At 70.9% G+C, this 14,488-nt stretch carries 11 protein-coding genes; 7 read left to right on the plus strand and 4 right to left on the minus strand.

Going from position 1 to position 14,488, the window contains the following annotated elements; translation table 11 throughout:
- Positions 1-4 precede the first annotated feature (4 nt).
- Positions 5-316 (minus strand): MGMT family protein, encoded by a 312-nt coding sequence (locus AWB95_RS03775; RefSeq protein ID WP_062540487.1) that lies wholly within the window; start codon positions 314-316, stop codon positions 5-7.
- Positions 317-318: 2 nt separating this feature from the next.
- A complete protein-coding gene (locus AWB95_RS03780; RefSeq protein ID WP_062540488.1) occupies positions 319-1,098 on the minus strand; it encodes an alpha/beta fold hydrolase in 780 nt (259 codons plus the stop codon).
- Between the two features lie 127 nt (positions 1,099-1,225).
- Here AWB95_RS03780 and AWB95_RS03785 point away from each other — a divergent pair, with 127 nt between their 5' ends.
- The 4 genes from AWB95_RS03785 to AWB95_RS03800 all read left to right on the plus strand — a co-directional run bounded on the left by AWB95_RS03785 (position 1,226) and on the right by AWB95_RS03800 (position 9,495).
- Positions 1,226-2,365, plus strand: a complete 1,140-nt coding sequence (locus AWB95_RS03785) for a hypothetical protein (RefSeq protein ID WP_062540495.1) — start codon at positions 1,226-1,228, stop codon at positions 2,363-2,365.
- Between the two features lie 138 nt (positions 2,366-2,503).
- Entirely contained in the window at positions 2,504-3,097 is a 594-nt protein-coding gene (locus AWB95_RS03790) for a hypothetical protein (RefSeq protein ID WP_238600876.1), read from the plus strand.
- Positions 3,098-3,157: 60 nt separating this feature from the next.
- Positions 3,158-6,289 (plus strand): ATP-dependent helicase, encoded by a 3,132-nt coding sequence (locus tag AWB95_RS03795; protein ID WP_085167680.1) that lies wholly within the window; start codon positions 3,158-3,160, stop codon positions 6,287-6,289.
- Positions 6,286-9,495 carry an ATP-dependent helicase gene (locus AWB95_RS03800; protein ID WP_085167682.1) on the plus strand — a complete coding sequence of 1,070 codons (3,210 nt, stop codon included), beginning with the start codon at positions 6,286-6,288 and terminating at the stop codon, positions 9,493-9,495. The genes AWB95_RS03795 and AWB95_RS03800 overlap by 4 nt, the downstream gene beginning before the upstream one ends.
- Here the strand turns inward: AWB95_RS03800 and AWB95_RS03805 are convergent.
- Entirely contained in the window at positions 9,479-9,868 is a 390-nt protein-coding gene (locus tag AWB95_RS03805) for a DoxX family protein (RefSeq protein ID WP_062540728.1), read from the minus strand. The two genes, AWB95_RS03800 and AWB95_RS03805, sit on opposite strands and share 17 nt — an antisense overlap.
- Before the next feature lie 33 nt (positions 9,869-9,901).
- On the opposite strand from AWB95_RS03805, the gene AWB95_RS03810 reads away from it, so the two are divergent.
- Positions 9,902-10,972 (plus strand): potassium channel family protein, encoded by a 1,071-nt coding sequence (locus tag AWB95_RS03810; protein ID WP_062540729.1) that lies wholly within the window; start codon positions 9,902-9,904, stop codon positions 10,970-10,972.
- A gap of 56 nt (positions 10,973-11,028) precedes the next feature.
- Complete coding sequence (gene nudC, locus AWB95_RS03815) at positions 11,029-11,952, plus strand: NAD(+) diphosphatase (protein ID WP_085167684.1); 924 nt, start codon at positions 11,029-11,031, stop codon at positions 11,950-11,952.
- A gap of 5 nt (positions 11,953-11,957) precedes the next feature.
- Here the strand turns inward: nudC and mrx1 are convergent, their stop codons facing one another.
- Entirely contained in the window at positions 11,958-12,209 is a 252-nt protein-coding gene (mrx1, locus tag AWB95_RS03820) for a mycoredoxin Mrx1 (protein WP_062540730.1), read from the minus strand.
- A gap of 50 nt (positions 12,210-12,259) precedes the next feature.
- Between mrx1 and AWB95_RS03825 the strand changes: the two genes are divergently transcribed.
- Complete coding sequence (locus tag AWB95_RS03825) at positions 12,260-14,338, plus strand: ATP-dependent DNA helicase UvrD2 (RefSeq protein ID WP_169714634.1); 2,079 nt, start codon at positions 12,260-12,262, stop codon at positions 14,336-14,338.
- The last annotated feature ends 150 nt before the right edge of the window (positions 14,339-14,488 follow it).

A 14,488-nucleotide genomic window follows, 5' to 3' on the forward strand; every position in this document is an offset into this window, starting at 1 on the left:
GTCGCTACTTACACTCTCGCGGGAAGTGGTGCCGAACCTCGGCCAGCGCGACCCTGCCGTCGTGAGCCAGAACCCCTTCGGCGCGAAGCAGTTCCAGCTGGCGGGTGGCCAGATGTCTTGCGGGCCGGCCGGATGCGGTGATCACCCGGTGCCAGGGCAGGTCAGAGGAATCGGTGAGCATGATCCAGCCGACAATGCGTGGGCTGGAAAGCCCTGCGGCAGAAGCGATATCACCGTAAGTGGCAACCCGACCGGGCGGTATTGCGGTCACCAGGGCCCGCACCCGCTCGACCTGTTCGTCCGTCACTGGTGCCATGGTCAGTGCAGCCGCTCGCGAATCAGTGCGGCCACCTCGGTCGGCTTGGCCTGCGCCACCATGTGATCGCAGTCGAGATCGACCAGCCGGAACTCGGGTCCCAGCCGGTCACGCAGGCCGGTGATGAGCTCGTCGCCGACATAGGGCGGCGACGTCCACGCCGCCCGCACCAGCGTCGTCGGAATTCCCTTCGGCGGCAGTACAATCGGGCGGGCCAGCTCACTCCAGTAGGACATCATGGCCGGCAGGCTGATCCGCCAGCCGTAGCGTCCACCGGGCAGCGCGACGAGGTGCTCGTCGAGTTCGGCGTCGAGCACCGCGGGGTCCACGTCCGCCCACGAGCCCGTCGCCTTCTCCGCGCGGGCTTCCGCGGCGTCCGGGTAGTCGGGGGAGGCCAGCATCGCGTCGGCGATCTCGCGCATCCATGCGCCGTCCAAACCGATCGCGGGGTCAAGCAGCACCAGGCCCGCCACCCGGTCCGGGTGCGTCGCGGCCAGATGCAGCGCGACCGCGCCGCCGAACGAATGCCCGACCACCACCACCGGGGCCTTGGCCTGCGCCTCGAGCAGCGCGGCCAGCGCCGCGACGTTGGCGTCGATGCTCCACGGTGCGGCCCACGACGACCGGCCGTGCCCGAGCAGGTCGGGCGCCGCCACGGCGACCTCCGGCAGATGGCCCGTTGCCAATGGCTGCCAGCGGCGCCCGTGACCGGTCAGACCGTGGATTGCCAACAGCTGCACCGGGCCGGGCGGGCCGTAGCGGTGTACGTGCAGGGCGGTCACCCGTCGAATGGTGCCAGCCGGCCGCGGCCGCCCGAACGGGCCTGCCGTCGAAAATGTGTCAATAAGCAGGTGAGCTGCACAGTAATGTTGATCTACACACCCGGCACACATCGAGAGAGGTCGCGTGATGGGCGTCCCGCCTGATAGCACCCCTTATGGGTCCCAGACCGTGATGGGTCCCGGCTGGCCGAATGTCGATGAGGAACAACTCACGGCCGCCGCGGAGCAGTACGAGCAGCTGGCGATGCACCTGACCGGGACTGTGGTACCGCAGCTGCAGGGCCAATGGACCAACATGTCCAACAGCTGGTCGGGGGCAGCGGCGACGGCGGCGCTGGGCGAGGCCAGCACGATCATCAGCGGCCACGAGATGAACGCCGCCCAGGCGCAGGCCATTGCCATGCAGCTGCACGCCATGGCGGCCGCCGTGACCCAAACCAAAGCGATGGTGAACGCGACCGCACAAGAGATTCAGCACATGTGCGAAGCCATCGAAGCCATGCCGATCCAGAACAAGGAAGAGTTGCTGCAAAGCGCGATCAAATTGGGCCAATCGCAGAACATGGCCGACGTGTCGGCCAGCACCGGCGAGCTCGCCAGCCAACTCGGGGTGCCTGCGGTGAACCCGGCCGGGATACCCATCCCGCCCGGCGGCGTGCCCGGGGCAGGGCAGGCCAGCAAAGATGCGCAGGAGGCCGGAAAGACCGGTGGCCAGGGCGGGCAGCAGATCATGCAGATGATGAGCGGGATGGTCGGCCAGATCGGCCAGGTCCCGCAGCAGCTCAGCAAGATGGTCAGCGGCCAGGGGCTGCAACAGCTGACCCAGCCGTTGCAGCAGATTTCGTCGATGTTCGGCCAGCTGGGCAAGGGCGGCGGGGGCGGAGCCGGTGGAGCGGGCGCGTCGCCGTTTGCCGCATTCAGCAACCACCCGGCGGCGGGTGGTTCCGGCCCGAAAGCCGGCGGGGGTCTCATGCACGGGGCATCGGTGCCGGGCTCCGGCGGCAGCTCACCACGGACCCCGCTGATGGCCAAACTGGTCGACAAGCACACCACGGTCTCGCCCACCGCGGTGGAAGAGGGCGCGGTTGCGGGTAGCACGGCTACCGCCGGGGCGGCACCGGTGGCTGCCGGCGGCGCCATGGGCGGCATGGGCGGCATGGGCATGATGGGCCACCGTGAGAGCAGCGGGGGTTCACGGGCGGGTCTGGCGGTTCCGACCCCGCTCGACCACGATCTTTCCGAGGATGAGGGCGACGATGACTGGTGAGCTCGGTGGGCGGCGAAGCATGAAGAGGAGATGGTCTTAATGGGAGCGCCACTTGAGAGATCCGGGCCCCAGTCCTGGGATCCGGCGTCGGGAATACAGCTACCACCGATGCCGACCATTCAGCCCGGCGAAGATCTCATGAGTCAGACGATCGCGGCTGCCCTGCCAACCCTGGCCGCTCCATTGGAGGCCAACATGGCGATGTTGCAGGGCAAGGAGACGATGTTCTCCGGCAAAGTGGCCGCCTCGAACGTGGCCTATCAGGGTTCCGAGGAGTCCGGCGAGCAGGGCGTGATGCAGATCGTGCAGATGCTGGGCCAGATGGCGGGCCAAGCCGGCCAGATGGGTGAAATGGCCGGCGCGCCAGGGCAAATGCTCGGCCAGATGGGCGGTCAGTTCAGTCAGCTGATGCAGCCGATGATGCAGGCGTTTCAAGGCGCCGGTCATGGCGGACAGGGACAGACGCCCGGGGCGCAGGGAGCCGGCGGCGGTGCGGGTGCCGGACAGATTCCCGGCGGTATGGCCGGTCCACAGCAGCAAGAACGCGACAGCGAGACCCCGGTACAGGCACAACCGGAACCTCAGCACGACGCGGACCGGGACGACCAGGCGCTGGCTGGGCCGCAGGCCGGCCCGGGCGAGACCCGGCACGGCTTGACCCCGCCTCCGGTGTTCCCGCACGAGCAGCCCCGCCACGACGGCGGCGGGGAGGACCTCGCTCGGCGGGTGTGACGACGGTCGTCGCCAACCAGCCCGGACCGACTTGTCGGACCCCCGTGATGTCATGCCGCTATGGCACATCGGCGGGGTCCCGAGGCGCGCGCGGTATTGGATCCGGGTCTGCGCGGCCGGATTCGGGTGCTCGGAGGTCCGGGCACCGGTAAGAGCAGCCTGCTGGTCGACGCCGCAGCCGCCCGCATCGCTGCCGGTGCCGACCCGGAATCGGTTCTGTTGCTGACGGGTTCGGGCCGCATCGCAACTCGGGCGCGCAGCGCGTTGACGGCACAGTTGTTGCGGTCGCGGACGGACGCCGCCGGGCCCGTCGTGATCCGCGAGCCGCTGGTGCGCACTGTGCACAGTTACGCCTTCGCGGTGCTGCGGCTGGCCGCACAACGCGCCGGCGGGCCGCCTCCGCGGTTGGTCACCAGCGCCGAACAGGACGCAATCATCGCCGAACTGCTGGCCGGCGAGCTGCAGGACGGTTCGACGGCGTGGCCCGGCGAGCTGCGTCCCGCGTTGGGCACCGCGGGGTTCGCCGCGGAGTTGCGGGATTTGTTGGCGCGCTGCGCCGAACGCGGTGTCGACCCGCGGGAGCTGCAGCGGCTGGGCCGGTTGCACGGGCGCCCGGAATGGGCGGCGGCGGGCCGGTTCGCCCGCCAGTACGAGCAGGTGATGCTGCTGCGCGCCGCCGTCGGGACGGCGGCCCCGCAGGCGACCACGCCGGCGCTGGGTGCCGCCGAACTGGTCGGGGCCGCGTTGGAGGCCTTTGCTGTCGATCCCGAGCTGTTGGCCGCCCAGCATGCCCGGATCCGGGTCCTGCTCGTCGACGACGCTCAGCAACTCGACCCCCAGGCCGCTCGTCTGGTGCGGGTATTGGCGGCGGGTGCCGAGGTGACGGTGATTGCCGGCGATCCCAACCAGGCGGTGTTCGGCTTTCGTGGCGGCGACCCGGCCGCCCTTCTTGCCGACGACGCGCCGGCGGTGAGGCTGACGTCGTCGCACCGCTGTGCGCCGGCGGTGGCGCGCGCCGTCTGCGGGATCGCCGGCCGGCTTCCGGGCGGCAGCGAAATCGACGGCGCCGGAACCGATTCGGGTGCTGTGACGGTGCACCTGGCCGCCTCGGCGCACGCGGAGGCGGCGCTGATCGCCGACGCGCTGCGGCGGGCACACCTCGTCGACGGGCTGCGGTGGTCACAGATGGCGGTCATCGTCAGATCGGTGCCGCGCGCCGCGGCGGGGCTGGCGCATGCGCTGACCCGGGCCGGCGTCCCGGTGGCCATGCCGACGTCCGGTGGGCTGCTGTGGCAGCAGCCCACGGCACGGGCGCTGCTGACGGTGCTGGCCGCGACCGTCGACGGCCTGGACGGCGGGCGGGCGCTGACACTGCTGACCGGGCCGATCGGCCGGGTCGACCCGGTGACGCTACGCCAACTGCGCCGGGCGCTGCGCCGCAGCGTACCCGAGCGGGACGTCGACGACCTGCTGCTGGAGGCGTTGACGGGCGATCCGCCACCGCTGTCTGCGGCGCAGGCCCGCCCCCTGCGGCGGGTCCGCGCGGTGCTCGACGCGGCCGCTCGCTGTCATCGCGACGGGCAGGATCCGCGCGACACGCTGTGGGCGGCGTGGCAGCGCTCGGGTCTGCAGCGTCGCTTACTGGCGGCGGCTGAGCGCGGCGGCGCTGCAGGCGCCCAGGCCGACCGCGACCTCGACGCGGTGACCACGCTGTTCGAGGTCACCGACCAATACGTGTCGCGCACCGCCGGTGCCTCGCTGCGCGGGCTGCTCGACCACGTCGGTGCGCTGCAGCTGCCCGCCGTCCGCCCCGAGCCGGGCGTCGCCGAACAGGTCAGCGTGCTCAGCGCGCACGCCGCGCTGGGCCACGAGTGGGATCTGGTGGTCATCGCCGGATTGCAGGAAGGGTTGTGGCCCAACACGATTCCACGCGGTGGGGTGCTGGGTACCCAGCGTTTGCTCGACGTCCTGGACGGGGTCAGCGAGGACGCGTCGCTACGGGCGCCACTGCTTGCCGAGGAGCGGCGCCTGCTGGTGGCGGCGATGGGCCGGGCGCGCAAGCGTCTGCTGGTCACCGCCGTCGACGGGGAGGGCGGCGAGACGGGCTGCGACAGCGTGTTGCCGTCGCCGTTCTTCTTCGAGATCGCGCAGTGGGCCACCGACGAGCCGGACAGGGCCGATGGCGACCCGCTGCACCCGGCCTCGCCGCGCTTGCGATCGGCGCTGACCCCGCTCACCGCGCCGCGGGTGTTGACGGCGGCGGCGGTGGTGGGCCGGCTGCGCGGTGTGGTCTGTGCGCCCGACGGAACGGTGAGTGAGACCGAAAGAACCAGGGCCGCAAGACAATTGGCCCGCCTTGCCAAGGCCGGTGTGCCGGGTGCCGACCCGGCCGGGTGGTACGGCATGGCCCCGGTCAGCACCGCCGAGCCGCTGTGGAGCGGCGAAGACCACGTGGTCACGCTGACGCCGTCGAGCCTGCAGACGCTGACCGATTGTCCGCTGCGCTGGCTGGTCGAACGTCACGGGGGAACCGATCCGCGCGACCTGCCGTCGGCCATCGGCTCGGTGCTGCACGCGCTGATCGCCGAGGCAACAGCCGGCGAGTCGCAGCTGATGGCCGCGCTGGACCGGGCATGGGAACATCTGCCGTTCGGATCGCGCTGGTATGCCGCCAACGAGCTGGCCCGCCATCGCGCGATGCTGCAGAACTTCCTGGAGTGGCGGGCCCAGACGCGGCACGCGCTCACCGAGGTCGGCGTCGAGGTCGAGGTCGACGGGGTGGTCGACGGTGTGCGCCTGCGCGGTCGGGTCGACCGAGTCGAGCTTGACGCGGCCGGCCGGCTGGTGATCGTCGACGTCAAAACCGGCAAGACTCCGGTCAGCAAGGACGATGCGCAGCGGCACGCCCAGCTGGCGGCCTATCAGTTGGCGGTGGCCGAGGGCCTGCTGGCTTACGGCGACGAGGCCGGCGGCGCCCGGCTGGTGTACCCCGGCAGGACGACGGCCGGCGGCGCCACCGAACGCGAGCAGGATCCGCTGACGCCGGCGGCGCGGGAAGAGTGGCGCAACGTGATCCGGCTGGCGGCCGCCGCCACCGCCGGCCCGCAGTTTGTCGCCCGCATCAACGACGGCTGCGCGCACTGCCCGCTGCGGCCCGGCTGCCCGGCCCACACCGACGGGACCCCGACATGACACCCCGCTACAGTCCTGCCGAATTAGCTTGCAGCCTTGGGCTTTTCGAACCGACCGAGGAGCAGGCCGCGGTCATCGCCGCACCGCCGGGGCCGCTGGTGGTCATCGCCGGCGCCGGCGCCGGCAAAACCGAGACCATGGCCGCACGGGTGGTGTGGCTGGTCGCAAACGGTTACGCGCGACCCGACCAGGTGCTCGGCTTGACGTTCACCCGGAAGGCGGCCGGGCAGCTGCTGCGGCGGGTCCGCTCCCGGCTCGCCCGGCTTGCCGGCGCCGGGCTGTTCACCGGAGAACCCGCGGGTGCGGCCGTCGTCAGCACCTATCACGCCTTCGCCGGGCAGCTGCTGCGCGACCACGGCCTGCTGCTCGGCGTCGAGCCGGATACCCGGGTGCTGTCCGAGACCGAGCTGTGGCAGCTGGCGTTCGACGTGGTCAACGGGTACCGCGGCGAGCTGCGAACCGACAAGAACCCGGCGGCGGTCACCTCGATGGTGCTGCGGCTGTCGGGCCAGCTCGCCGAGCACCTCGTCGACACCGCGCAGCTGCGCGACACCCACGTCGAGCTGGAGCGGCTGGTGCATACCCTGCCGGCCGGGCCCTACCAGCGGGACCGCGGCCCCAGCCAGTGGTTGCTGCGGATGCTGGCGACGCAGACCGAGCGCGCCGAACTTGTGCCGCTGGTCGACGAGCTGCATGCGCGGATGCGGGCCGAGAAGGTCATGGACTTCGGCATGCAGATGGCCGCGGCCGCGCGGCTGGTGACGGCGTTCGGCCAGGTCGGGGCGGAGCTGCGGAGCCGCTACCGGGTGGTGCTGCTCGACGAGTACCAGGACACCGGCCACGCTCAGCGCGTGGTGTTGTCGTCGCTGTTCGGCGGTGGAGTCGACGACGATCTGGCGTTGACCGCGGTCGGCGATCCGATCCAGTCGATCTACGGCTGGCGCGGCGCCTCGGCCACCAACCTGCCGCGGTTCACCACCGACTTCCCGCGGCCCGACGGCACGCCGGCGCCCATGCTGGAGCTGCGCACCAGCTGGCGCAACCCGCCGCGGACCCTGCAGGTGGCCAATGCGGTGTCGGCAGAAGCGCGGCGACGGTCGGTGGCGGTCCGACCGCTGCGCGCCCGGCCCGACGCGGCGCCGGGCACCGTGGCCTGTGCGCTGCTGCCCGACGTGTGCGCCGAACGCGAGTGGGTCGCCGACCACCTGCACCAGCACTATGAGCGAGCCCGCGCGGCGGGTGTCGTGCCGCCGAGCGCCGCCGTGCTGGTGCGGCGTAACGCCGACGCCGCTCCGATGGCCGCGGCGTTACGGGCCCGCGGCATCCCGGTGGAGGTGGTGGGGCTGGCCGGCCTGCTGTCCGTCCCCGAGGTCGCCGACGTGGTGGCGATGCTGCGGCTGGTGGCCGACCCCGCCGCCGGCTCGGCGGCAATGCGGGTGCTCACCGGCCCGCGCTGGCGGCTCGGCGGTCGGGACATCGCCGCGCTGTGGCGGCGTGCCCTCACGCTGGGTGATGGTGTGCGCCAGGCAGATTCGGTCGAGCAGATCGCGGCGTCGGCCGGCCCGGACGCCGACGCCGCCGGCTTGGCCGACGCCATCGACGACCCCGGCCCGGAAAGCGGGTATTCGTCCGCCGGGTATCGGCGCATCGTCGCGCTCGCCGAAGAACTGGCCATGTTGCGCGGACACCTCGACCACCCGCTGCCCGACCTGGTTGCCGAGCTGCGCCGGGTGCTGGGCGTCGACTGCGAGGTGCGCGCCGCGCAGCCGGCCACGTCCGAGTGCACCGGCACCGAGCACCTCGACGTCTTCGGGGACGTGGTCGCCGGCTACGCGGAACGGGCCGGCAACGCGTCGGTCGAGGGTCTGCTGTCCTACCTGGACGCCGCCGCGGACGTCGAAAACGGTTTGCCGCCAGCGCAAGTCACAGTCGCCCAGGATCGCGTCCAGGTGCTCACCGTGCATGCCGCCAAGGGGCTGGAGTGGCAGGTGGTGGCCGTTCCTCACCTGTCCGCCGGCGTGTTCCCGTCGACCGGGTCGGCCCGCACCTGGCTGACCGACGCCGCCGAGCTGCCGCCGCTGCTGCGTGGCGATCGTGCGTCGTTGGGCGCGCAGGGCGTCCCGGTCCTGGACACCTCAGACGTCACCAATCGAAAACAGCTGTCGGACAAGATCTCCGAGCATCGTCGCCAGCTGGAGCAACGCCGCATGGACGAGGAGCGCCGCTTGCTCTATGTGGCCATCACCCGCGCCCAGGACACCCTGCTGCTGTCCGCCCACCACTGGGGTGCCACCGGGATCAAACCGCGCGGCCCGTCGGATTTCTTGTGCGAGCTCAAGGACGCCATCGAAGGCCAAGGCTGCGGCGCGGTCGAACACTGGGCGCCACCACCCGCCGCTGGTGAACCAAACCCTTTGCGCGGCAATGCTATCGAAGCAACATGGCCCGTCGACCCGCTGGGTGCGCGGCGCACAGACGTGGAGCGCGGCGCGGCGCTGGTGGCCGCCGCGATGTCGGAGGCGGACACGGCCTTACCCACCGACCCCGACGTCGACGCATTGCTGGCCGAATGCTCGCGCGCCGCGACGCCACCGGCGCCGGCCCTGCCCGGCCAGTTGTCGGTCAGCGGCCTGGTCGAGCTGGCCCGCGACCCGGATGGTGCGCTGCAACGGCTGACGCGTCGGCTGCCCGCCCGCCCCGAGCCGCATGCCTTGCTGGGCAACGCGTTTCACGAATGGGTACAGCGGTTCTACGGCGCCGAGCGGCTGTTCGACCTCGCCGACTTGCCTGGGGCGGCCGACACCGAGACCGTGCAGGCCGACGCCGAGGAGCTGGCCGCCTTGCAGGCGGCGTTCCTGGCCTCACCGTGGGCGTCGCGCACCCCGATCGCCGTCGAGGTGCCCTTCGAGATGGCCGTCGGCGACACGGTGGTGCGCGGTCGCATCGACGCGGTGTTCGCCGAACCGGACGGCGGCGCCACCGTGGTGGACTGGAAGACCGGCGAGGCGCCGCGTGGCCCGGAAGCCGCCCGCCATGCGGCGATTCAGCTGGGCGTCTACCGGCTGGCCTGGGCGGGATTATCCGGTCGTCCGGAGTCTTTGGTGCGCACAGCTTTTCACTATGTCCGCAGCGGAGTCACCGTCGTCCCGGACGTGTTGCCGGGACCCGACGAGCTGGCGGCGCTGCTGACTAGGCAGTCCGCCTGATCTTGAGAGCGGAGGTGATCATCGGGATCTGTAGCGGCAACCGGGCCAGCGCGATCAGACGCATCGGCCACGGCCTGGCCCACCACAGTCGCACCATGTTGACGTTGGCCGGGAAGACGGCGACGAACAGCACCGCCGCCGCCAGCGCGCCCAACCGGCGGGTGCTCCTGGCGAGCAGCAGCACACCGGTGGCCGCCTCGGCAATGCCGGATGCGTAGGTGTAGAACCGCTGGCTGCCCGGCAGTTCCACCGGGACGATGGTGTCGAATGGTTTGGGCGCCAGAAAGTGGGTGATACCCATCCCGATCAGCAGGGCGCCCATGCGGTATGCGGGAGCCGGGTTCGCGTCGGGGTGAGCTGTGGTAGCGGTCATGGTTACATTGTGTCGTGCGCCCGCCGATGAACCGTGGCCAGAGCTAGCTGGCGGCGGTTGAGCGGTCTCGACGAGACGCTCACCGCCCAGCCCAGTTACGCACTTGTCGGTGTGCTGCGCATCCCCCAGGGGGAAGCGAGCCCCGCTCGCATCATTTTCCGCAGGATAGGCATTGCCCTGGTGGCGTTGTTCGCTGCGACCGTATGCGTCTACCTCGATCGCGGCGGTTATCGCGATACCCGGGGGGACCAGCTCACGTTGCTGGATTGCATGTACTACGCCGCGGTGACCCTGTCGACGACTGGTTACGGCGACATCACACCGATTTCCGAGTTCGCGCGCGGGGTCAACGTCCTGGTCATCACACCGCTGCGGATCGCCTTCCTCATCTTGTTGGTCGGGACGACGCTTGAAGTCGTCACCGAAACATCCCGGCAGGCACTGAAGATCCAGCGTTGGAGGAGCAGAGTGCGCAACCACACCGTCGTCATCGGCTACGGCACCAAGGGCAAGACGGCGGTCGCCGCGATGCTCGGCGACGAGGTGCCGGCCGGCGAGATCGTCGTCGTCGACACCGACCAGGCCGCGCTCGACCATGCCACGGCGGCCGGGCTGGTCACCGTGCACGGCGACGCCACCCGATCCGACGTGCTGCGGCTCGCCGGCGCGCAGCACGCCGCCTCGATCGTCGTCGCCACCAGCCGCGACGACACCGCGGTGCTGGTCACGCTGACCGCTCGCGAACTCGCGCCGAAAGCCAAGATCGTCGCGTCGATCCGGGAGGCCGAAAACCAGCACCTGCTGCAGCAATCGGGCGCCGACTCGGTCGTGGTGTCCTCGGAGACCGCCGGCCGGTTGCTCGGCATTGCCACCACCACGCCCAGCGTGGTGGAGATGATCGAGGATCTGCTGACCCCCGACGCCGGGTTCGCCATCGCCGAACGGGAGGTGGAGCCGACGGAGGTCGGCGGTTCGCCTCGGCACCTGAGCGACATCGTGCTGGGCGTCGTGCGGGACGGCAACCTGGTGCGGGTGGACGCGCCGGAGGTCGACGCCATCGAGGCCAACGACCGGCTGCTCTACATCCGCAGCGTGGGGAAGTGACGATCGCAAGCGCGGCGGAGCCGGGCGCCGCGGGTCGGCACGAGGAGGTCTAGCTCGTGGATTTCGAATTGCAAAGCGCGCCCCTGCTGTCCCGCATCGGCGCGGACCGCGCCGACCAGCTGCGCACCGACATCGAGGCAGCGACCGCCGGCTGGGCCGACGCCGCACTGCTGCGCGTGGACCACCGCAACCAGGTGCTGGTCGCCGACGGCCGGGTGGTGCTAGGTGCAGCGCGCACGCTGGCCGACAAACCTCCGCCGGATGCGGTGTTTCTGGGCCGCATCGAGGGCGACCGGCACGTGTGGGCCGTCCGCGGCCCGCTGGAAGCCCCCGAGGACCCCGACGCCCGTGTCGAGGTGGCCGACCTTCGCCGGGCGGGTCAGCTGTTCGACGACGTCAGCGCGCAGCTCGTGTCGTCGGCCATGGCTTTGCTGAATTGGCATGACAGCGCCCGGTTTTCGGCCCTCGACGGCGCGCCGACCAAGCCGATCCGGGCGGGTTGGGCGCGGGTCAACCCGCTGACCGGGCACGAGGAATTCCCACGGATCGACCCTGCGGTGATCTGCCTGGTGCACGATGGCGCGGACCGCGCGGTGCTGGCCCGGCAGACGGTGTGGCCGCAGCGGTTGTTCTCGCTGCTGGCCGGCTTCGTCGAGGCAGGCGAGTCGTTCGAGATGTGCGTGGCCCGCGAGGTCCGCGAGGAGATAGGCCTGACCGTGCGCGACGTGCGTTACCTGGGCAGCCAGCCGTGGCCGTTCCCTCGCTCGCTGATGGTCGGGTTCCACGCGGTGGCCGACCCGGATCAGAAGTTCGCTTTCAACGACGGCGAGATCGCCGAGGCGGCGTGGTTCACCCGCGACGAGGTGCGCGCAGCGCTGGCAGCCGGCGACTGGGGCAGCAACTCCGACTCGAAATTGCTTCTGCCCGGCTCGGTTTCGATCGCCCGGGTGATCATCGAGTCCTGGGCGGCGGCCGGCTGAACCGCTTACCCGGCCAGCTCGGCCAGCTTGGCCTTGATCTCGCCGGCGGCCGGGTTGGTCAGCGTCGAGCCGTCGGCGAACTTGACGGTGGGAACGGTCCGGTTGCCTCCGTTGACCGAACCGACGAACTCCGCCGCCGCGGCGTCCTGCTCGATGTTGACCTCGTCGTAGGAGATTCCGGCGGCTTTCAACATGGTCTTGAGCCGGTGGCAGTAGCCACACCAGGGCGTCGTGTACATCGTGAGCGCAGCGGTCATACGTCGTTTATATACGGCGTCTGTCGGCTGCCACTGCCAAGATGGACGGCATGCCGGTGATCGCGGACGCCTTGCTTGCCGATCTCGATGAGGAGCAGCGCGAGGCCGTGCTGGCGCCCCGCGGACCGGTCTGCGTGCTGGCCGGCGCCGGGACCGGCAAGACCCGCACCATCACGCACCGCATCGCCCAGCTGGTCGCCGCCGGCCACATCTCCGCCGGGCAGGTGCTGGCGGTGACGTTCACCCAGCGCGCGGCCGGCGAGATGCGCTCGCGGCTGCGGGCGCTCGGCATCGGCAATGTCCAGGCAATGACTTTCCACGCGGCCGCACACCGCCAACTGCGTTATTTCTGGCCGCGGGTCGTCGGCGACACCGGTTGGCAGCTGCTGGACACCAAGTTCGCCGTCGTCGCCCGCGCAGCCAACCGCGCCGGGCTGCAACTGGGCACCGACGACGTGCGGGATCTGGCCGGCGAAATCGAGTGGGCCAAGGCGTCGTTGATCTCCCCGGAGCAGTACCCCGAGGCGGTCGCCCAGGCCGGTCGCGACATCCCGTTGGACGCCGCGCGGGTCGCCGCGGTGTACGGCGGCTACGAGTCGCTCAAGGCCCGCAGCGACGGCCCCGCGCTGCTCGACTTCGACGACCTGCTGTTGCACACCGCGGGCGCGATCGAAAACGACACCGCCGTCGCCGAGGAATTCCGCGACCGGTACCGCTGCTTCGTCGTCGACGAATACCAGGACGTCACCCCGCTGCAGCAGCGGGTGCTCTCGGCGTGGCTCGGCGAGCGTGACGACCTGACCGTCGTCGGCGACGCCAACCAGACCATCTACTCGTTCACCGGCGCCAGCCCGCGCTACCTGCTCGACTTCTCCCGGCGGTTCCCGGAGGCCACCGTGGTGCGCCTCGAACGGGATTACCGCTCCACCCCGCAGGTGGTGTCGCTGGCCAACCGGGTGATCGCCGCCGCCCGCGGACGGGTCGCCGGCAGCAAGCTGCACCTCGTCGGCCAGCGCGATCCGGGCCCGGTGCCGTCGTTTCACGAGCATCCCGACGAGGTCGCCGAGGCCGCCGCAGTGGCCAAGGCCATCGCGAAGCTCGTCGCAGCGGGCACTGCGCCGGCGGAGATCGCGGTGCTCTACCGGATCAACGCCCAGTCCGAGGTGTACGAGGAGGCGCTGACCGAGGCCGGCATTCCCTATCAGGTGCGCGGCGGCGAGGGGTTTTTCAGCCGTCAGGAGATCCGCCAGGCGCTGCTGGTGTTGCAGCGCGCGGCAAACCAGGGCGTCGAGGGCGATCTGCCGGACGTGGTGCGCGGGCTGCTCGAACCGCTGGGGTTGACGGCGCAGCCGCCGGCGGGCACCCGGGCCCGCGAGCGCTGGGAGGCGCTGAGCTCCTTGGCCGAACTGGTCGACGAGGAGGTGGCGCACCGCCCGCAACTGCACCTGCCCGGGTTGCTGGCCGAGCTGCGAATGCGCGCCGACGCCCGTCACCCGCCGGTGGTGCAGGGTGTCACCCTGGCGTCGCTGCACGCCGCCAAGGGGTTGGAGTGGGACGCAGTGTTTCTGGTCGGCCTGGCCGACGGCACGCTGCCGATCAGCCACGCGTTGGCGCACGGTGCCGACAGTGAACCCGTGGAGGAAGAGCGGCGGCTGCTTTACGTCGGAATCACCAGGGCGCGTGTGCATTTGGCCCTCAGCTGGGCGTTGTCGCGGACGCCGGGCGGGCGGCAGAGCCGCAAGCCGTCACGGTTTCTCAACGGGATCGCCCCGCAGACGCAGTCCGACCCGACACCCAGTAAGCCGCGGCGCAACCGCGGCGCCGCATCGCGTTGCCGCATTTGCAACAAGGCGCTGACCACGCCGGCGGCCATCATGTTGCGCCGCTGCGAAACGTGCGCCGCCGACATCGACGACGAGTTGTTGCTGCGGCTCAAGGACTGGCGGCTGCGCACCGCCAAGGAGCTCAACGTGCCCGCCTACGTCGTGTTCAGCGACAACACGCTGATCGCGATCGCGGAGACGCTGCCCGCCGACGACGCTGCGCTGGTCGCGATCCCCGGTATCGGTGCCCGCAAGCTCGAGCAGTTCGGGCCGGACGTGTTGGAGCTGGTCCGCAGCCGGGGCTAAACCCCGTGGCGATCGCAAGCGCGGCGAAGCCGGGCGCAGCGGGTCGCCACAAAACCCCAGCTCAGAAAATCGTTTGCCCCGCCGGCCTGCTACCGTTTAGCCTGGAACCGCAATTCTTACGGCAGCGCACGGAAGGAGGGAGCCACGATG

This window comes from Mycobacterium celatum, from assembly GCF_002101595.1.
GTDB classification, from domain to species: Bacteria; Actinomycetota; Actinomycetes; order Mycobacteriales; family Mycobacteriaceae; genus Mycobacterium; species Mycobacterium celatum.